The organism is Hydrogenophaga crassostreae, assembly GCF_001761385.1.
Classification (GTDB): Bacteria; Pseudomonadota; Gammaproteobacteria; order Burkholderiales; family Burkholderiaceae_C; genus Hydrogenophaga; species Hydrogenophaga crassostreae.
Genome location: NZ_CP017476.1, coordinates 605,817 through 625,536, shown reverse-complemented (window position 1 = coordinate 625,536; position 19,720 = coordinate 605,817). Strand labels below are relative to the sequence as shown.

General features: G+C 62.5%; 16 protein-coding genes and 1 tRNA gene. 8 read left to right on the top strand and 9 right to left on the bottom strand.

From position 1 onward, the window contains the following. The first annotated feature begins 5 nt into the window (after window positions 1-5). From gspE to LPB072_RS02995, 3 genes are all read left to right on the top strand, one after another. The gene (gene gspE / locus LPB072_RS03005; protein ID WP_066091045.1) at window positions 6-1,448 is read left to right on the top strand and encodes a type II secretion system ATPase GspE; all 1,443 of its coding nucleotides are present in this window, start codon (window positions 6-8) and stop codon (window positions 1,446-1,448) included. 94 nt (window positions 1,449-1,542) lie between these two features. Then, complete coding sequence (gspF, locus tag LPB072_RS03000) at window positions 1,543-2,772, top strand: type II secretion system inner membrane protein GspF (RefSeq protein WP_066091043.1); 1,230 nt, start codon at window positions 1,543-1,545, stop codon at window positions 2,770-2,772. 322 nt (window positions 2,773-3,094) lie between these two features. Next, window positions 3,095-3,997 (top strand): 5'-nucleotidase, encoded by a 903-nt coding sequence (locus LPB072_RS02995; RefSeq protein WP_066091038.1) that lies wholly within the window; start codon window positions 3,095-3,097, stop codon window positions 3,995-3,997. A 223-nt stretch (window positions 3,998-4,220) separates the two neighbouring features. On the opposite strand, the gene LPB072_RS02990 is transcribed toward LPB072_RS02995, so the two are convergent. Genes LPB072_RS02990 through LPB072_RS02980 form a run of 3 tightly spaced genes read right to left on the bottom strand, consistent with a single transcriptional unit; the run spans window position 4,221 to window position 9,814 of the window. Further along, window positions 4,221-6,038 carry a DUF1566 domain-containing protein gene (locus LPB072_RS02990; protein WP_083282184.1) on the bottom strand — a complete coding sequence of 606 codons (1,818 nt, stop codon included), beginning with the start codon at window positions 6,036-6,038 and terminating at the stop codon, window positions 4,221-4,223. Between the two features lie 50 nt (window positions 6,039-6,088). Then, entirely contained in the window at window positions 6,089-7,957 is a 1,869-nt protein-coding gene (locus LPB072_RS02985; protein ID WP_082876713.1) for a DUF1566 domain-containing protein, read from the bottom strand. A 54-nt stretch (window positions 7,958-8,011) separates the two neighbouring features. Then, on the bottom strand, window positions 8,012-9,814 hold the full coding sequence (locus tag LPB072_RS02980) for a DUF1566 domain-containing protein (RefSeq protein ID WP_082876712.1): 1,803 nt from the start codon (window positions 9,812-9,814) through the stop codon (window positions 8,012-8,014). 182 nt (window positions 9,815-9,996) lie between these two features. Here LPB072_RS02980 and LPB072_RS02975 point away from each other — a divergent pair, with 182 nt between their 5' ends. Then, window positions 9,997-11,766, top strand: coding sequence for an ABC transporter ATP-binding protein/permease (locus LPB072_RS02975; protein WP_066085268.1), 1,770 nt, complete (start codon window positions 9,997-9,999; stop codon window positions 11,764-11,766). Window positions 11,767-11,785: 19 nt separating this feature from the next. Here the strand turns inward: LPB072_RS02975 and LPB072_RS02970 are convergent, their stop codons facing one another. Further along, complete coding sequence (locus LPB072_RS02970) at window positions 11,786-12,880, bottom strand: ATP-binding protein (protein WP_066085238.1); 1,095 nt, start codon at window positions 12,878-12,880, stop codon at window positions 11,786-11,788. Then, the gene (locus tag LPB072_RS02965) at window positions 12,877-13,617 is read right to left on the bottom strand and encodes a response regulator (RefSeq protein WP_066085266.1); all 741 of its coding nucleotides are present in this window, start codon (window positions 13,615-13,617) and stop codon (window positions 12,877-12,879) included. Before LPB072_RS02965 ends, LPB072_RS02970 begins: the two co-directional genes overlap by 4 nt. A gap of 261 nt (window positions 13,618-13,878) precedes the next feature. Between LPB072_RS02965 and xopAW the strand changes: the two genes are divergently transcribed. Next, entirely contained in the window at window positions 13,879-14,751 is an 873-nt protein-coding gene (gene xopAW, locus LPB072_RS02960) for a XopAW family type III secretion system calcium-binding effector (RefSeq protein ID WP_066085237.1), read from the top strand. Between the two features lie 27 nt (window positions 14,752-14,778). Here the strand turns inward: xopAW and paaK are convergent, their stop codons facing one another. The 3 genes from paaK to LPB072_RS02945 are packed head-to-tail and all read right to left on the bottom strand — an operon-like array spanning window position 14,779 to window position 17,323. Next, window positions 14,779-16,074 (bottom strand): phenylacetate--CoA ligase PaaK, encoded by a 1,296-nt coding sequence (gene paaK / locus LPB072_RS02955; protein ID WP_066085236.1) that lies wholly within the window; start codon window positions 16,072-16,074, stop codon window positions 14,779-14,781. Then, window positions 16,071-16,475 carry a hydroxyphenylacetyl-CoA thioesterase PaaI gene (gene paaI / locus LPB072_RS02950; protein ID WP_407927800.1) on the bottom strand — a complete coding sequence of 135 codons (405 nt, stop codon included), beginning with the start codon at window positions 16,473-16,475 and terminating at the stop codon, window positions 16,071-16,073. The genes paaK and paaI overlap by 4 nt, the downstream gene beginning before the upstream one ends. Window positions 16,476-16,516: 41 nt before the next feature. Beyond that, window positions 16,517-17,323 (bottom strand): enoyl-CoA hydratase-related protein, encoded by an 807-nt coding sequence (locus tag LPB072_RS02945; protein ID WP_066085234.1) that lies wholly within the window; start codon window positions 17,321-17,323, stop codon window positions 16,517-16,519. Window positions 17,324-17,498: 175 nt separating this feature from the next. On the opposite strand from LPB072_RS02945, the gene LPB072_RS02940 reads away from it, so the two are divergent. The 3 genes from LPB072_RS02940 (at window position 17,499) to LPB072_RS02930 (ending at window position 19,091) form a co-directional block, all read left to right on the top strand. Then, window positions 17,499-18,287 carry an enoyl-CoA hydratase gene (locus LPB072_RS02940; RefSeq protein WP_066085233.1) on the top strand — a complete coding sequence of 263 codons (789 nt, stop codon included), beginning with the start codon at window positions 17,499-17,501 and terminating at the stop codon, window positions 18,285-18,287. Between the two features lie 90 nt (window positions 18,288-18,377). Continuing rightward, window positions 18,378-18,454 (top strand) — tRNA-Met (locus tag LPB072_RS02935). 76 nt (window positions 18,455-18,530) lie between these two features. Further along, window positions 18,531-19,091 (top strand): YaeQ family protein, encoded by a 561-nt coding sequence (locus tag LPB072_RS02930; RefSeq protein ID WP_066085232.1) that lies wholly within the window; start codon window positions 18,531-18,533, stop codon window positions 19,089-19,091. A 31-nt stretch (window positions 19,092-19,122) separates the two neighbouring features. Here the strand turns inward: LPB072_RS02930 and LPB072_RS02925 are convergent, their stop codons facing one another. Next, window positions 19,123-19,716, bottom strand: a complete 594-nt coding sequence (locus tag LPB072_RS02925) for a carboxymuconolactone decarboxylase family protein (protein ID WP_066085231.1) — start codon at window positions 19,714-19,716, stop codon at window positions 19,123-19,125. Between the last annotated feature and the right edge of the window lie 4 nt (window positions 19,717-19,720).

The window sequence follows — 19,720 nt, the reverse complement described above, 5'->3', positions numbered from 1 at the left end:
GCGCCATGAAACACCCGCTGCCCTACGCCTTCGCGCGCGAGCACCTGTGGCTTTTGGAAGACGATGGCCAGGGCCTGGTGCTCATGGGCAGCAACACGCCAGCCGCCACGCCCGCCTTGCAAGCCCTTCGCCTCTCGGCACTGTCTGAGATTCTGCGCAAACACGAAGTACGTGAGATGGTGTGGGAGCCCAGTGAAACACTGAGCCAGCGCATCAGCGCGGCCTATGCACAAGGCGAATCCAGTGCGGCGGCAGTGGTCAGTGAAGTGCAAAGCGATGCCGACCTGAGCCGCATGATGCAGGAGCTGCCGGCCATCGAAGACTTGCTGGAAACGTCCGACGATGCACCCATCATCCGCATGCTCAACGCCCTGCTCACGCAGGCCGCGCGCGATGGCGCCAGTGATATCCACATCGAGCCCTTCGAGCGCATGTCCAGTGTGCGTTTTCGCGTGGACGGCACACTGCGCGAAGTGGTGCAGCCCAACCGCGCGTTGCACGCCGCACTGATCTCGCGCCTGAAAATCATGGCCGAGCTCGACATTTCGGAAAAGCGTTTGCCACAAGACGGCCGCATTTCGCTGCGCATCGGCACCCGCGCGGTCGACGTTCGTGTCTCCACCCTGCCCAGCGCCCACGGAGAGCGCGCCGTGCTGCGCTTGCTCGACAAGAGCGAGAGTCGCCTCACGCTGGAAGCCGTGGGCATGCAGGGCGATGTGTTGTCGCGCTTCGAGCGCCTGATCAAACAGCCCCACGGCATCATTTTGGTCACCGGCCCCACCGGCTCGGGCAAAACCACCACACTCTACGCGGCGCTGCAAAAGCTCGACGCCAGCGTGCAAAACATCATGACGGTCGAAGACCCGATCGAATACGAGCTGCATGGCGTGGGCCAGACCCAGGTCAACGCAAAAATCGATCTCGACTTCGCCAAGGCCCTGCGCGCCATCCTGCGCCAGGATCCCGACGTGATCATGATCGGCGAGATCCGCGATTTCGAAACCGCCCAGATTGCCATTCAGGCTTCGCTCACCGGCCACCTGGTTCTGGCCACGCTGCACACCAACGACGCCCCCAGCGCCGTCACCCGCCTGACTGACATGGGTGTGGAGCCCTTTCTGCTCTCCAGCAGTTTGCTCGGTGTGATGGCCCAGCGACTGGTGCGCAAACTGTGTGTGCATTGCAAGCGCAAGGACCCCGAAGGCCGCTGGGTGCCCGTGGGCTGCGACAAGTGCAATCAGGTCGGCTACAAGGGCCGTACCGGCATTTACGAGCTGCTGGTCACCGACGACGCCATCCGCGCCCACATCCACAACCGCAGCGCCGAGAGCGAGCTGATCGCCACCGCCAAGGCCGAAGGGCTGCGCTCGATGCGAGAAGACGGCCAGCGCCTGATCGAAGCCGGCATCACGTCAGAGGCCGAAGTCATGAGCGTCACCAGAGACTGATCACCCATGCTCCCACGCTCATCACTTCGTGCCACTAGCTGCCCCCCTGGGGGGCGGTCCTTGATGGGGGCGGCGCTGCGCGGCGCCTGCTGATATGCCCGCCTACGCCTATGAAGCCCTGGACGCCAAGGGCGCTGTCCAGAAAGGCATGATCGACGCCGACACCGCGCGCTCGGCCCGCAGCCTGTTGCGCGCACGGGCCCTGGTGCCCATGTTGGTCGAGCCCGCCATGAACAACGCCGATGGCGGCAAAGGCACCGGGCTGAACATGACACTGTGGGGTGGCAACGTGTTCAACGCCACCACGCTGGCTGTCTGGACGCGTCAGCTGGCGGGTCTGGTGGCAGCGGGCTTGCCGCTGGAACGCGCCTTGGCCGCCCTTGCCGAAGAAGCCGACCAAGACGACCAGCAGCGCCTGGTCGCCTCGCTGCGCGCCGAAGTGAACGCCGGCTCGGCCTTTGCACGGGCGCTGGAGCAGCACCCCAAGGAGTTCTCCAAGATCTACACCGCCGTGATTTCAGCCGGTGAACAAAGCGGCCAACTGGGCACCGTGCTCGAAAAGCTGGCCGACGATCTGGAGGAAAGCGAAGGCCTGAAGAACAAGATCTTTGCCGCCTCGCTCTACCCCGCCATCGTCTCGCTCGCAGCCATTGTGATCGTGGTGTTTTTGCTGAGCTATGTGGTGCCCCAGGTGGCAGGCGTATTCGCCAGCAGCAAGCGCGCCCTGCCCATGCTGACCGTGGTCATGCTGGGCATCAGTGCCTTCGTGCGCAATTACTGGTGGTTGCTGCTGGGCGGGCTGATCACAGGCGCGATCGCCATGACCCTGGCGCGGCGCCAACCCGAATTGCGCATGCGCATGGACGCTGCCTGGTTGCGTCTGCCGCTGGTGGGCAAGCTTGCACGGGGCTACAACGCCTCGCGTTTTGCGGGCACCCTGGCCATGCTCGCGGGCGCAGGCGTGCCCATCTTGCGCGCCCTGCAAACCGCCGCCGAAACCTTGTCCAACCAGGCCATGCGCGCCGACGCGCTGGACGCGCTGGTGTTGGTGCGCGAAGGCGCGCCGCTGGCTTCGGCCTTGGCCAGCAAGAAGCGTTTCCCGCCTTTGATCGCCATGTTTGCGCGCCTGGGCGAACAAACCGGTCAACTGCCCGTCATGCTGCAACGCGCGGCCAAGCAGCTGAGCTCGGAAGTGCAGCGCCGCGCCATGCACCTGGCCACCATTCTGGAGCCTGTGTTGATTCTGGGCATGGGTGTCATGGTTTTGTTGATCGTGCTGGCCGTGCTGATGCCGATCATGCAACTCAACCAATTGGTGAAGTAGCTCCCCCCGCGCCGGCTTCGCCGTCACCCCCCAGGGGGCAACGCTGGCCGACTGGCAAAGCCAGATCGGCGGCGTTCTTGGTTGGCATGCACGTCGCGTCGTCGCCCCCCCTGCGCCGGCTTCGCCGTCAACCCCCAGGGGGCAACGCTGGCGGCCCGGCAAAGCCGGTTCCACGGCGTTCTGGGTTGAACTCCCCCACTTGCTCGCACAACCTATCTCCATTCGGACTGAGCTTGTCGAAGTCTTCGCACACAGGCCCGAGCCGATTCACTGATACCCTTCGCTTTTTCCCTCTTCTTGTTTACCTGGACGCTCAGACAACATGGCAGCTTCGCTGGACGGTCAATTGGTGGTCGCAATTTCTTCTCGGGCCTTGTTCGATTTTGAAGAAGAGAACCGCCTGTTTGAAACCGGCGACGACCGCTCTTACATGAAGCTGCAATTGGACCGGCTTGAGATTCCGGCGCCACCCGGTGTGGCGTTCTCGCTGGTGAAGAAACTGCTGGCGTTCAACGATCCAAAGACGCAGCGGGTCGAGGTGGTGATCCTGTCGCGCAACGATCCGGTCTCGGGCATGCGTGTTTTCCGCTCCGCGCAGCACTATGGCCTGCCCATTCAGCGCGGCAGCTTCACCCGCGGTCAACCGCCTTGGCGCTACCTGCGCCCGTTGCGCGCCAACCTGTTTCTTTCGACCCATCTGGCCGACGTGCGCGCTGCGCTGGCGGCAGGCGTTCCTGCTGCGCAGGTGTACCCCCAGTCGGTACACGCGAGCGACGCCCACCCCAACGAAGTGCGCATCGCGTTTGACGGCGATGCCGTGCTGTTTTCTGACGAAGCCGAGCGCGTGTTCCAAGCCGAAGGGTTGTCCGCCTTTCAGGCCCACGAGGCATCTCACGCGGCCCAGCCCCTGGCTGGCGGCCCGTTTAAACCCTTGCTCGAAGCGCTGCACCGGCTTCAAGCTGAGGGCACCAGCGACATGCACATTCGTACCGCCCTTGTGACCGCCCGCAGCGCCCCGGCCCACGAGCGCGCCATTCGAACGCTGATGAACTGGAACATCGAGGTGGACGAAGCCATGTTCCTGGGCGGCCTGCCCAAAGGCGAATTCCTGCGTGAATTTGAACCCGACTTTTTCTTTGACGACCAGACCGGCCACATCGAACACGCTTCAATGCACGTGCCCTCAGGTCATGTGGCATCGGGCGTGTCGAATCCGGACCAGTAATCAACCGCCAGGCTCGGACGGCATCGTGATTCGATCCCCATGCGGTGAATCGCAAGGCGGCTGGTTTGATCGCATGCGAGTGTGATGTGCCTGCCCAAATTGACTGCAATTAACCCTAATACAACGGGCGTCGCATCCTTGGAACACCCGGGCAGACAGGCCGCGACCTTCCTTCTGGCCCTTTGCAAAAAACCTGGACCCAATGCGGCTGCGCCACATCCAATCACCGAATGTCACGCACCAAGCGAACTGGCAAGTAGAGACCTCGGTAGTACCCGGCGAAATCGCCATTGCCGAAGACGACGCCCCAAGAACCAGGGGATCCATAGGGATTGCCCGCATAGGGAGACGATGACCAGACAAGCATTGCGCTGGCGCCGGGAAACGCGATCGGATCAATGCGCGCTGCGCTGCTGCCCACGCTCTGATCAACCAGACTGCTGAGCTCTTTGACATTGGGCAGCCGCCAGCCACTTTGGGTTCTGGCATGGTCAAGCGCCTGCACGTGGACGAAAGCACCAGGCGTGCCCGTACAAGTGCTGCCGCTCCAGACTTGCCCTTGTACGCAGCGGCGCCACTGCAGGCCGGTCCAAGCGTCGTTAACTATATTGTTGGGAGCGTCGCCGCCAAAAAGAGCTGTGCTGTAGCTGAACCGCGACCCGCTGGGGGAGTTGCCACGCACCAGACGCACCGCTTTGGCATCTGTCCGGGCGGAGCAGCCCGATTTTCTGCCGGCGAAGCTGACGTAGCAAGCAACGTTTGCATCGGTACTCAAGGACCCAACCCCCCAGTAGTCAGTTTCAGCGGTGTTGGGAAACCAGATGGTGTTGATGCTGGGTGCTGCTACGCGCCCAAAGTCAACAATACCGATCAGCTCGTGTCGCGCGGGCACGCGCCAGTCGCTAAAGCCACACAGGTTGGCCGTGTTCACGGCGGCCACATAGCCGCTGGTGTCGTTTGCCAGGCCGTTGCCCAGGTTGGTATAGACATTGCTGCCTGCCCGCGTATCGTTGGTTTCTTTGCCTTCCCAGATCAGGCCTGTGACGTTGTCGCGCACGCAACTGGTCAGCTGATTACTGCCCACGGTGCCGTAGCTCATGGGGTTGATGGCCACTCGATGACCATCTTGCTGCGGGTTCAGGTTCATGGCGTTATCACTGCTGCACGTCACGAGAAAATCATTTCCCGCTTCGTAACACTGGTCGCTGGTGACCCCCGAATGCGGCAACTTCTCGGCCAGCCAGTTGCTGTCGAGCACGTAATAGCCGACGCCCTCATAGCTGTAGACCGCACTCAGCGTTGCCACGATGCTGTTCCTCTCCGCTTCACTGGCGGTGTAGAAGTGAAAGCCTTTGCTCGGCACGTAAAACCGGTAGAACGGAATCAAGCCGGCGCCAGCCACCTGGCTGGCGTAATAGGCCACGCCCTCGTAACTGAACTGCGGGAAATTGGCCACCACGTTGGCCCGCTCCGTTTCGCTGATGGTGTAGAAATGCACCCCGTTTTGCGTGTTGAAAAAGCGGTGCACCGGGCTCAGGCCGGGTGAATAAGCGCTGGCCACCGAGAAGGCTTCGCCTTCCAGGCTGTAGGGCGGCGAGAGGGTGTTGGCCACGTTGTCGCGCTCAGAAACGCTGGTGGTGAAGAAGTGGGCGCCCGTGCTGCTGTTGGAGAAGCGGTACACCGGAATGCGCATGGCCAGGGCCTTGCGCGCCACGGCACCTGATTGGTATGCGCTCTTGGCCGCAATTTCGCCAGCATCGAGTTCATCGAGAGAAGCCGCCGAGGCCTCGGCGGCCTGCGCCTGTTGCTCGGCAGAAGCCAGATCGGCGCTGCTCAGTGCGGCGCTTCGCTGGAACGCGGCGGGGTCTGCGCGGCGGGCTGCTTCAGGTGAGCCGGCCCCGGCGCCCGACGCCGCCTGGGTGCCCGCGAGGTCAGAGCTTGCACTGCCGCCACCGCCGCAGGCTGTCAGAAGGACCGCCACTGCGGCACCGGCTAGCCAGCGAAGGGGCCTGAGGCAGACCCGTGTTAGCGCTTGCTTCATGTGTTTTCACCTTGGAAAGTACCAGTACGCAGCCAGCTGCGCCGCTCCCATCACAGATTGACTCGCGCAAAGCTGACACGCACCAAGCGAACCGGGAGGTCCTCTTGACGAAAGCTGTGATTGATGAAGCCATCGTAGAAGAAGACGAACCAGGCCTGACCGTCGTTCCTCACGTCGGGAGAAGCCCCCCAGACATGCAATGCGCTGGCGCCAGGAAATGCTGCTGGATCGACCCGCGCAGCGCTACCGCTCACGCTCAGGTCAACCAGGCTGCTGAGCTCCCTCACACTGGGCATTCTCCAGCCGCTTTGGGTTCGGGCATGGGCGAGAGCCTGTTCATGGGTATACCTGCTGACCGTGCCCGCGCAAACACTGCCGGTCCATACCCGACCCTGTTCGCAGCGGCGCCACTGCAAACCCGTCCAGGCATCGTCGACCACGTTGTTGGCGCCGTCGCTGCCGTAAGCGACCGTGCTGTAGCTGAAGCGTGGCCCACTGGTGAAACGGCCTCGCACCAGACGCACCGCGGTCTCATGTGAACGGAAGCGGAAGAGCGAAACGCCTGCAGAAAACCCCACGGAGCCAACCAAGCTACTGTTGGCGCTCACCGACTCACCGCTCCAGTAATCGCCTTCAGCCGTTTCGGGGAACCAATTGATGTCGATGGCGGGCCCTGTGATACGCCCAAAGTCAACGATGGTCAACAGCTCCTGGCGGGTGGGCAGGCGCCAGTCGGTATATCCGCACAGTGCGAGCTGGTTCACCCGGTTGACGTACGCACTGGCATCGCCCGTGGTTCCATCGCCAAAGTTGGTATAGGTGAAGCTGCCTGAGCGCTCTCCCCCGTCCGTCTTGCCTTCCCACACCAGACCGGTCACATCGTCTTTCACGCAACTGGTGCGAGGGTAGTTGCCACCCGCCGGGTTGGGCAGTTCGCGGTAGCTCATGCGGTTGATGTCAACGCGGTGTCCGTCCTGCTGCAGGTTCAAGCCAGTGGCACCCTGGCTTGCACAGTCCACCAGCATATTGCTGCCTGCCTGGTAACACTGGCTGCTGGTCACACCCGAGTGCGGCAGTCTCTCCACGCGCCAATCGCTGTCGAGCACGTAGTAGCCGATGCCCTCATAGGTGTAGGTGGCGGCCAGATTGGCGATGATGCTGTCCTTCTCACTTTCTTTGGCGGTGTAGAAGTGGAAGCCTTTGCTGGGCACATAAAACCGGTAAAACGGAATCAGCCCGGCACCGGCCACTTGACTGGCGTGGTAGGCCACGCCTTCGTAGCTGAAGTGCGGCAAAGTGGCCACCACGTTGGCCCGCTCGGACTCGCTGATGGTGTAGAAATGCACGCCCGAATGCGTGTTGTAGAAACGGTGCACCTGGCTCAGGCCGGGCGAGAAGGCGCTGGCCACCGAGAAGGCTTCGCCCTCCAGACTGAACGGTGGTGAAAGGGTGTTGACCACGTTGTCGCGCTCGGTGGTGCTGGTGGTGAAAAAATGCGCGCCGGTGCTGCCGTTGAAGAAGCGGTAAACGGGGATGCGCACGGCCAAGGCTTTGCGCGCCACTTCGCCAATTTGGTAGTCGCGCTTGGCGGCGATCTCACCGGGTTTGAGATCTTCCAACGGGGTCGGTGAGGCGAAGTCTTCGGCGGCCTGGGCCTGTTGCTCGGCGGCAGCCAGCTCGGTGCGGCTCAGTGCTGCGCTTCGCGCGAAGGCGGCAGGGTCTGTTGCGTTGCTGGGCAGTGCTTCGGCTGAGCCGGCTCCGGCGGCATATGCCGCCTTGGTGTCCACCAGTTCAGAGGAAGAAGAACTGCCGCCTCCGCAGGCCGCGACCAGCCCACACAGGGCAGCAGCGGCGAGCCAGCGCAGGAGGTACCCTCTGTTGAAGCCGAAGGGACCAAGAGGGGCAGCGATGGATTTCATGATCTACTTTCCTCGTGCGTTCTACCGACCTTACGGCGGCCGCGCCGCCCCCCATCACTGATTGGCCCGAACCAACCGGACCGCGTAGATGCTGGATCGGACGGTGCCGTTGACTTCGCCATTGCCGGAATCGACGTTCATGGTGTAGAAGGGTTGGAGCACATAGGGGGAGGACGCCCAGAAACGAGCGCTGCCTGCCCCAGGAAACGCAGTCGAATCGATGCGTGCTCCGCTGCTCACGCTCAGGTCCACCAGGCTGTCTAGCTCCTTGATGTTGGGCAGGCGCCAGCCCGATTGGGCCCGGGCGTGGCCGAGTGCCTGTTCGTGTGAGTACGTGGTGGCCGTGCCGGTACAAGCGCTGCCGCTCCAGACCCGACCCTGTTCGCAACGGCGCCACTGCAGCCCGGTCCAGGCATCGTTGACCACGTTGTTGGCCCCGTCGCTGCTGTAGGCCACCGTGCTGTGGCTGTAGCGCGGCCCACTGGGGGCGCTGCCGCGTACCAGGCGCACCGCGTTGGCATTTGAGCGGGCTCCAATTTTTGCGATTGCGAATTCAAACCTCACAACCCAAGCATTGGCGTTGTTGGTGCTGTCCCCCTCGGCGCTCCAGTGGTCACTGGCAGCCGTGTTCGGGAACCAGGTGGTGTTGATTTTGGGCGTTGTGGCACGGCCATTGTCAACAATGTTCATCAACTCGTGGCGCGTGGGCAAACGCCAGTCGCTGAAACCGCACAGATTGGCCGTGTTCACCGCGGCCACGTAGCCGCTGGCATCGCTGGCCAGTCCGTTGCCCAGGTGGGTGTAGGTGTTGCTGCCAGCCCGCGTGCCGCTGGCTTGTTTGCCTTCCCAGATCAGGCCCGTGACGTCGTCTCTGACACAAGTGTCCAGAGGGCGTCCATTCACAAGACTGTAGGCCATGCGGTTGACGTTGGCGCGGTGACCGTCTTGCTGGTTGTTGAAATCGGTCACCGAAGTGGCGTTGCAGTTCACCAGCGTATCGGTGCCAGGCTCGTAACACTGGCTGCTGGTCACGCCGGAATGGGGCAGCTTCTCGGCCCGCCAGTCGCTGCTCAAGACGTAATAGCCTACGCCCTCAAAACTGTAGGTGGCGGCCAAGGTGGCGATGATGTTGTTCTTCTCGGCCTCGTTGGCGGTGTAGAAGTGAAAGCCTTTGCTCGGCACGTAAAACCGGTAGAACGGAATCAAGCCGGCGCCAGCCACCTGGCTGGCGTAATAGGCCACGCCCTCGTAACTGAACTGCGGGAAATTGGCCACCACGTTGGCTCGTTCGGCTTCGCTGATGGTGTAGAAATGAACGCCCGATTGCGTGTTGTAGAAGCGATGCACCGGGCTCAGGCCGGGTGAATAAGCGCTGGCGACCGAGAAGGCTTCGCCCTCCAGGTTGAACGGCGGCGAAAGGGTGTTGACCACGTTGTCGCGCTCTGAGACGCTGGTGGTGAAGAAGTGGGCGCCGGTGCTGCTGTTGGAGAAGCGGTACACCGGAATGCGCATGGCCAGGGCTTTGCGCGCCACAGCGCCGGATTGGTAGTCGCGCTTGGCGGCAATCGCTCCAGCCTGGAGTTCGTCGAGAAAGGATGCCGAAGCCTCGGCGTCCTGCGCCTGCTGCTCGGCAGCAGCCAGATCGGCGGTGTTCAGCGCGGCGCTGCGTTTGAGTGCGGCGGGGTCTGCGAGGCGGGTTGTTTCAGGTGAGCCGGCCCCAACGTTCAACGCCGCCTGGGTGCCTACCATGTCAGTGGTGGAACTGCCTCCTCCGCCGCAGGCCGTGAGCAGCGCCAAGGCCGCTCCAAAGAGCATTGGGTTTTTCCCCAAGCAACGCAAAGCAATGTGGTGTGACATAGCATCTCTCCTCTGACAATGGCTGTGGTTTTCTTTGAACGGTCACCTTAGACCCCATGGGCGCATTGCGCAATACCTCGATGAGGGGAAACCTGCGCGCCGCTTGGGCCATTGATGGCAGCGTATTTCCGCAATGGCCTACCTATCACTCACTCAATAGAAGCTTTCACCTGGAGCAATGCATGTCCGAACCCGGCAAATGGACCCAATTCCGAGCCCAGCTCCGCAAGGTGCTTGCGCTGGCCCTGCCCTATTTCCAGTCGGATCAGAAGTGGAAAGCGCGCGCCTTGCTCGCGGCCATCATTGCGCTCAACCTGGTCGGCGTCTTCATGCTGGTGCAGATCAACGACTGGAACCGGGTGTTCTACGACGCGCTACAGAACAAGGATCAGCCGGTGTTCTGGGAACAGCTCGGACGCTTCACCTACCTGGCCTTTGCCTTCATCATCATCGCGGTGTACCGCTTCTATCTCACGCAGCTGCTGCAGATGCACTGGCGCGACTGGCTGACGCAACACTACATGACCCGCTGGTTGGCGAACAAGGCTTTTTACCAACTGGAGCTGGCGCGCTTTTCCAAGGGCGACCAGGCCCCGCCAGACAACCCGGATCAACGCATCGCCGAAGACGCCAACCTGTTCACCAGCTACACGGTGAGCCTGTCCATGGGCTTGCTCAACGCAGTCGTTACGCTGGTGAGCTTTGTGGGCATCTTGTGGGGGCTCTCTGGCGATTTTGGTTTCAGCTTCAATGGCCAGAACTACAACATCCCGGGCTTCATGGTCTGGATGGCGGTGTTGTATTGCCTGGTGGGCAGCGTGATCACGCACTACATTGGTCGCCCGCAAATCGCCCTCAACTTCCAGCAACAGCGCAAGGAAGCCGATTTCCGCCACCATCTGATCCGCGTGCGCGAATACAGCGAGTCCATCGCCCTCGACAAAGGCGAAACGGTCGAGCACGAGCAGCTGGGTGGCCGCTTCTCTGACGTGCTCAGCAACTACCTCGCTTTGATCCGCGCCCAGAAGCGCCTGATCTGGTTCACCAACGGCTTTGGCCAGGCCGCCGTGGTGTTCCCCTTCATCGTCGCTGCGCCCCGCTTTTTCAGCGGCGCCATCCAGCTCGGCCAACTGATGCAGGTTTCTTCGGCCTTTGGCCGGGTGCAAGACTCGCTCGCCTGGTTCGTGGACAACTACAGCAGCCTGGCCGAATGGCGCGCCACCACCGACCGCCTGACCAGCTTCGAAGCCAGCTTCCAGGCTTTGCAAGCGCAGCAAACAGCCAAGCCGACCGTGGGCACCACGGACGAACTGCGGGTGACCGACTTGAACATCGGGTTGCCCAAGGGCGGGGCGCTGCTCGCGGCCAAAGGGCTCCAGGTCCTGGCCGGCGACAGCCTGTTGCTCAAGGGTCCCTCGGGCAGTGGCAAATCCACCCTGTTCCGCGCCCTAGCCGGCATCTGGCCCTGGAGCCAGAGCCGCATCACGCTGCCCGCCGATTTTGCCGAGCGCGGCATGTTCCTGCCGCAAAAGGCGTACTTCCCCAATGGCCCACTGCGCCACGCGCTGGCTTACCCGAATACGCCCGACGTCTACAGCGATGCCGAGCTGGAGCAAGCCCTGCGACATGCCTTGCTGCCCCAACTGACCGATCAACTCGACACGGCCGATACCTGGGGCCAGAAGCTCTCCGGCGGCGAACAGCAACGCCTGGCCATTGCCCGCGCCTTCCTCAAGAAGCCGCGCTGGCTGTTTGTGGACGAGGCGACCAGCGCGCTGGACGAAGCGGCCGAAGCCACTTTGTATTCCCGCTTGGGCGAGCTGGTGAAAAGCTCGAATGGGGCGCTGGTGTCCATCGCCCACCGGCCTGCGGTGGCGGCGTTTCACAACAAGGAATGGGCGCTCGAACCCAGCCCACAAGCCGGTCAACCCTTTCAGGTGGTCGCCAGCTGAAGCACCGCTTCGCAGGGGGTTACTTGGGGAACACCAAGGCCGCCTGCAAGCCTCCGCCTGAGCGGTTGCTCAACTCGACTCGCCCTCCGTGGCGCCGCATGATGTCGGACACGGCGGCCAAGCCCAGCCCCACACCACCGGTGTGGCGGTTGCGCGAGGTCTCCAGCCGCACAAAGGGCCGAAGAACCTTTTCCAATGCGTCTGCCGGAATGCCCGGCCCGCGATCGCTCACGAGCACGCGCACCGCTTTGGCGTCTTCTTCCACGCCGATTTCTGCGCCACCGCCATAGGCAACGGCGTTGTCGATCAGGTTGCCCATGCAGCGGCGCATGGCGGATACCTGGGCCTGGATTTTGGGCGTTGGGGCCAAACCGGCTTTGTCATGAGGCTGCGCTTGGTGAACGCTTTGCCCCATCTCCTGGCGGTCGCTCACCAGGCTGTCCACCAACGATGTCAGATCCAGATGCACCGTGACCTCTTGGTCGGCAGATCCACACAGGTGGTCCAGCGTGGCGCGGATCATGAGGTCCATTTCCCGAATGTCCTGCCCAAACCGCTGGCGGTCGGTTTCGTTTTCAAGCGACTCTGCACGCAGGGCCAGGCGGGTCAAGGGCGTGCGCAAATCGTGGGACACGGCGGCCACGAACTGGTCGCGCTCCTCCAGTTGAGCCAGGATGTGCTGCTGCAGCTGGTTGATGCCGGCGCCCGCTTCCCGGCACTCGCGGGTGCCCTCCAGGCGCAGCGCCGGTCGATGGATATTGGCGGTGAGGTCGCGGGTGGATCGGGCCAGGCGCCCCAGCGGTGCAGACAACCACCGCGCACCCACCCAGGCCGCCAGCAGCAAGGCCCCCAGACGAACACCCATCTCCAGCAGGATGCCCGACAGCGGCGGGCCATGGTGCGGTGGGGGCGGGAAAGACCCCAATGGTGGCGGTCCATGAGGCAAGCCTGGCGGCGGGCCGAACTCGGGGCGCAGTTCAAACAGCAGCGACAGCGCCAGCACATGGCTGGCGATCGCCACCACCACCAGCAACACAGCGAGCCGGCCAAACAAGGTGTCGGGCCAGCAGCGAAGCAAACCGCTTTGAAAGCGCAGCTTCCAGTCCGCGCTCATTGCCGCCACACCGCGCGCGCCTGAACCGATTGCGCGGTGAACATATAGCCCGCTCCGCGCACCGTTTTGATCAGCGAGGCTTCTGCGCCATCGTCCAACAGCTTGTGACGCAGGCGCGAGACCAGCAAATCGATGCTGCGCTCGAACGCATCCATGGTGCGCCCTCGCGCCTGCTCCATCAATTGGTCGCGGGTGAGCAGACGCCTGGGGGTTTTCAAAAACGTATTGAGCAAGCGGAACTCGGCGTTGGACAAGGCGGCCACCAGCCCGGAAGGCGACACCACGGTGCGTTCATTGCGGCGCATTTCCCAGCCGTCAAAACACACCACGTCGCTGGCCTCCAACGCGGGCGCCCGCGCCGTTTCACTTTGAGAGCGGCGCAGCACCGACTGAATCCGGGCCACCAGTTCGCGCGGTTCAAAAGGCTTGCTCATGTAATCGTCGGCGCCGCTTTCCAGCCCCAGAATCCGGTCCAGCGTGGTGGTGCGCGCGGTGAGCATGATGACCGGCAAACTGGATTGATCGCGAATTTCGCGAGCCAAGGCCAGCCCATCGGCGCCGGGCAGCATCACATCGAGCACCACCAGATCCACCGCATGCTGCGCCAAAACGGCGCGCATGGCGGGGCCATCTGCGGCGCACAGCACCTCAAAGTTGAAGCGCGCGAGATAAGTGCTCAGCAAATCGGTGATTTCGTGGTCGTCATCAACCAGCAAGACAGTGGGGTTGTTGTTCATCAAGGGTTCGGCGCAGGGGCTCAGCCCTGCGCGGCAAAAGCCAGCAGACAGCAATTCAGTTTAGAAAGAGGCCGAATTCGATAAACCCGGAGGAACGGTGCAATCCACCGCCAATCTTCCCGACACACCGTGCTTGTGTACCGGTCTTGATACAAAGCGGAAATCAGGGGCTTACAGGCCGACGGAACAATGAGATCGTTGCTCAGAGGCTTGCGCCGTTGGGTGACATTCAACCAACCCCTCCCTGAAAGGAACCTCAACATGAGTGCGATCAGTGGCGTCAGTGGGTCCAGCAATGCCTGGGCCGCAGCCAGCAGCCAACGCAGTCAACACCAGGCAAAAATGTTTGCCAAGGCCGACAGCGACAACAGCGGAGGCATCAACACCTCCGAACTGAGCAGCATGCTCAGCGACATCAGCCAGAAAACCGGCATGAGCATGGGCGACAGCGGCGAGCTGTTTGCCAAAATGGACAGCAACGGCGACGGCAGCCTCACCAGCACGGAGCTGGACGAAGGCATGAAAGCCAACGTCCCGCGACCTCCGCCACCGTCCACCATGGACTTCGCCCAATCGCGGGGGATGAGCAGCGCCAGCGCCAGCAGTGGCACCGATGAAAAGGCAGACGCACTGTTCGCCTCGGTCGATGGCAACAGCGACGGCTCTTTGGACAGCGATGAGATGGAAGCGCTCATGGCCAGAGTCCAGAACGACACCGGCGAAGACGTGAGCGACAAAATCGCGGCGCTGGACAAAGATGGCGATGGAAGCCTGTCCAGAACCGAGTTCGATGCCGGTAAACCCTCTGGCCCACAAGGCATGCCTCCGGGTGGTCCACCCCCTGGTGGCGGACCGGGCGGCGCCGGTGGAGCGGGCGGCGCCTCGGCATCGAGCGACACCACGACCACCTACGACGCGCTGGACACCAACGAAGACGGCACGGTGTCTCTGATGGAGCGCCTGGCCGGTGACCTGGAGAAGCTGGCCAGTTCCGGCAACGACGAAGACACGGACAAGTCAGAGGACAGCAGCAGCGGTGGCCTCCAATCCGAAATTGCCAAATTCGCGCAGGCACTCTACCAGCAGATCAGCAGCAATGCGAATCTGTCGAGCGCATTCAACGCAACCGCCTGACCAGCCACAGGGGGGACGATCAGCGCCTCACTTCGGGCGCTGATCCACCACGCGTTTGGCCTTGCCCTGGCTGCGCTCCACGGCGCCTTCGGCCTTGAGATCCACTGCCACGCTGCTGCCCACAAACACCTTGATTTCGTGTTGCAGCATCTTGGCCGCCGCGCGCGCTTCGATGCTCTCGGGCGAGAGGCCCGGGCGGGTTTCGACCGCCACGGTCAATGAGTCCATATTGCCTTCCCTGGTCAGCACACATTGGTAGTGCGCGCTCAATTCTGGCCGCTTCAGGATCAGTTCTTCGATCTGGGTCGGGAACACATTGACCCCGCGCACGATCATCATGTCGTCGCTGCGGCCGGTGATCTTTTCCATGCGCCGCATGGTGCGCGCCGTGCCGGGCAGCAAGCGTGTGAGGTCGCGGGTGCGGTAGCGGATGATGGGCAGGGCTTCCTTGGTGAGGCTGGTGAACACCAGCTCGCCCATTTCGCCATCGGCCACGGGTTCACCGGTGTCGGGGTTGATGATCTCAGGGTAAAAGTGGTCTTCCCAGATAGTGGGGCCGTCTTTGGTTTCCACGCATTCGCTGGCCACGCCAGGGCCCATGACTTCCGAGAGGCCGTAGATGTCCACGGCGTCAATGCCCATGCGCTGCTCAATGGCCACCCGCATGTCGTTGGTCCACGGCTCGGCACCAAAGATGCCGATGCGCAGACTGCTCGCGCGCGGGTCCAGCCCCAGTCGCTCGAATTCGTCGGCAATCGACAGCATGTAGCTGGGCGTGACCATGATGATGCTGGGCCGAAAGTCCTGCATGAGTTGCACCTGACGCTCGGTCTGACCACCTCCGAACGGCACCACGGTGAGGCCCAGTTTTTCAGCGCCGTAATGCGCGCCAAGACCGCCAGTGAACAGCCCGTAGCCGTAGCTCACGTGCACCATGTCGCCAGGTTTTGCGCCACTGGCACGGATGCTGCGCGCGACCACATTCGACCAGGTATCGATGTCTTTCAGCGTGTAGCCCACGACCGTGGGTTTGCCGGTGGTGCCGCTGGAGGCGTGGATGCGGGCGCACTGCTCACGGGGCACGGCGAACATGCCAAACGGGTAACTGTCGCGCAGGTCCTTTTTGGTGGTGAACGGAAACTTCGCCAGATCCGCAAGCGATTTGCAATCGTCAGGATGAACGCCCGCTGCATCGAACTTGGCTCGGTACACCGGCGAGTTGGCGTAGGCGTGGCGCAGGGTTGCTTGCAGGCGTTTGAGCTGCAAACCGCGCAGTTCGTCGATGCTGGCCTTTTCAACTGATTCCAGAGGAAAGTGGTTCATTCGGGGGCCTCTTCTTCTGGAAACACGGTGCCAGGGATTTGTGCGCTTTTGCCACGGAACATGGCCACGGTTTCACCGCGCTGGTTGCGGACTCTCATGTCGTAAATGCCATGGCGGCCTTGCAGCATCTGTTCGACGCCGTCGCAAGTCAACACATCGCCGACATGGGCTGGCTTCAAAAACTCGATGCTGCACCCGGCCGCCACGGTGTTGCGGTTGTGGCTGTTGCAGGCGAAGGCAAAAGTGGAATCTGCCAACGTGAAAATGAAGCCTCCATGGCAAATCTGGTGGCCGTTGAGATGCAGCGGTTGCACCACCATGCGCATCACGGCGTGGCCAGGGGCCACGGAAACCAGCTCCATGCCCATGGTGTCCTTGCTCGCCACGTCGTTGGCAAACATCACCTCGCCCACGCGGGCGGCAGTTTGTGCAGGCGACATCGTCACGCTCCCTTGAACTGGGGTGGGCGTTTTTCCAGAAACGCCGTCACACCCTCCATGTAGTCGTGGGTAGCGCCCAGGGCCGATTGGGTGTCGCGCTCCACATCGAGATGCTGGTTCAGGCTGCGCGTGCTGGCGTCGCGCAGCAACGCCCGCGTCGCCACCAGCGCTTTGGTCGGCATGGTCGAAAGCTTCTCGGCCAACGCCATGGCAGCGGCCACCGGGTCATCGGCCACCTCCCAGATCAAGCCCCACTCTTTGGCTTGGGCTGCTGGCAGCTTGTCGCCGGTCATGGCCAGTGCCATCGCGCGCGCCAGCCCCAGGCGCTCCACCAGCAACCAGCTGCCACCCGCATCGGGGATCAAGCCGATTTTGCTGAAGGCCTGAACAAAGCTGGCGTTGGGCGCGGCAATCGCGATGTCGCAGGCCAGCACCAGCGAAGCCCCGGCGCCCGCCGCGACACCGTTCACCGCGACCACGATGGGCACGCTCAGGTTTTGAATACGGCGCGTGGTGGGGTTGAATGCCTGCTCAATCACCGGGCCGGGATTGGCGCGCTCGACCTGGTTCGGCCCCGGCGTGAAATCCAGCTCTGACAAATCCAGGCCGGCACAAAAACCGCGGCCAGCGCCTGTGAGCACGATGGCGCGAATCTGGCTATCGGCCTCGGCGCGGTCGAATGCGGCCCGCAATTCGGCGTGCATGGCCCGGGTAAAGCTGTTGAGCGCTTCGGGTCGATTGAGGGTGATCAACGCAACCGCGCCGCGCTGTTCGAACAGCACGGAGTTTCCCGTGTTCGGTGGGGTCATGAAAATGGGTCTCCTCGGGCCTGCATACAGCGGCACCTGTTGGGTGAATTTCCCGCCAATTTACCATTAACCAACCAATCGGTCGGCTAATGTTTTCCCTTGGATACCGGCTGACGGCCTGGACAGCTATAGTTGACGTATACGTCAACGCCAACCCCCTCCACAAGGAAACCCCATGAGCGCCAATACAACGCCAGAACTGATCACCGTCACCACCGAAGGCCGCGTCGGCATCGTCACGCTGAACCGCCCCAAGCAGCTCAATGCCCTGAACGACCAGCTCATGACCGAGCTCGGCACCGCTCTGAAGGCTTTTGATGCCGACGACGCCATCGGCTGCATGGTCATCACCGGCAGCGAAAAAGCCTTCGCCGCCGGCGCCGACATCGGCGCCATGGCAACTTACAGCTTCACCGATGTCTACAAAGGCGACTACATCACCCGCAACTGGGAAACCATCCGCAGCGTGCGCAAGCCAGTGATCGCCGCCGTGAGCGGTTTCGCCCTGGGCGGCGGCTGCGAGCTGGCAATGATGTGCGACTTCATCATCGCCGCCGACAACGCCAAATTCGGCCAGCCCGAAATCAAGCTGGGCATCATCCCCGGCGCCGGCGGCACCCAGCGCCTGCCCCGCGCCGTGGGCAAAGCCAAGGCCATGGATCTGGTGCTCACCGGCCGCATGATGGACGCCACCGAAGCCGAGCGCGCCGGCCTCGTCAGCCGCGTGGTGCCACTTGAAAAACTCATGGAAGAAACGCTGGGCGCAGCGCTCATGATCTGTGAGTACTCACTCATCAGCGTCATGGCCGCCAAAGAATCGGTCAACCGCGCCTTTGAGTCGGGTCTGGCCGACGGCGTGATGTTCGAGCGCCGCCTGTTCCACGCGCTGTTCGCCACCGAAGACCAGAAAGAAGGCATGGACGCTTTCGTGAACAAGCGCAAGGCGGCATTCAAGCACCGATAGGCGGCGGTGGAGCCCGTGCACGACTTTCTCTCAACGCCAAAGCCGACGCCGGCAAAACACCCAAATTTCTAGCTATAATCTTGGTCTTTCGGCGATATAGCTCAGTTGGTTAGAGCGCAGCATTCATAATGCTGATGTCGGTGGTTCAAGTCCACCTATCGCCACCAGATTCAAAAAGCGGACCCCGGCGACGGTGTCCGCTTTTTTCTTGCCTGTTCCATTTTCCCGCCCGAAAGCGCCGCCATGGCCCTCAAATCCACCATCTTCAAAGCCAACCTGCAGATCGCCGACATCGACCACGGCTATTACGCAGACCATGCACTCACGCTTGCCCGCCACCCCAGCGAGACCGATGACCGCATGATGGTGCGCCTGGTGGCCCTGGCCATTCACGCCCACGAACTGCAAGACACCTGCAATGGCGACGGCACACTGGGCTTTGGCGCCGGGCTGTCAGACCCGGACGACCCGGACGTCTCGCTGACCGATTTCACTGGCCGCAAGCGCATCTGGATCGAAGTGGGGCAGCCTGAAGACAAGCCGCTGGCCAAGGCCTGCAGCAAGGCCGACGCGGTGTTCGTTTACGCGTTTGGCTCGGCAGCCGATGTGTGGTGGCGCGGCATGGAGAACAAGGTCTCGCGCCTGGAAAAACTGCAGGCCTGGCGCCTGCCCACCGAAGCGGCGCCCGCTTTGGCTGCCATGGCTGAGCGCAGCATGCAGATCCAGGCCACGATTCTGGAAGGCGCGGTCACCTTGTCGAGCAACCTCGGCAGCGTCAGCATCGAGCCCATTCGCTGGAAGTAAGCGGACTGCAACGCCCGGAGCCTGAGGGTGCTTAGGCGCCGTGTTTGCCGGGCGCCCAGCCTTGTGCACCCAGCGCCGTTGAAGCCACTTCATTGGGCACCGCCTCCAGCGGCGTGGCCATGGTGTCGTTCCAGCGGTTGAGAAACGCAAACATCGCCACCACGCCCAGCAGTTCGACGATTTCGCCGTCGCTCCAATGCTGTTGCAGCTCGGCAAACTGCTCATCGGTCACCGCATTGGGCTGCGAGGCGGCCGCCAAGGCAAAGTCGAGCGCCAGCCGCTCGCGTTCGCTGTAATGTGGGCTGCTGGCGTAGATCCAGATATCGCCCAGCTTGGCCTCGCTCACACCAAAATTCTTGGCGCCCAGCAAGGTATGCGCCTGGCAATAAAGGCAGCCCGAAGCCTTGCTCACCACATGCCCGATCAGGCGCCGAAAGCCCAGCTCCACCTCGCCCTCGGGGTCCATCACCGCTGCGTTCATCACGGCCAGCGCCTGCGCCAGCTTGGGCTTGCGCTGCATGGTCAATACGCTGTTGGGCGTGAACCCCAGCGTGCCGAGGAAAAAATCGAAATGGGGTTTCAGCTCGGGTGTGGTTTCAGGTGGCAAAGGTTGCAGGCGGGCCATGGTG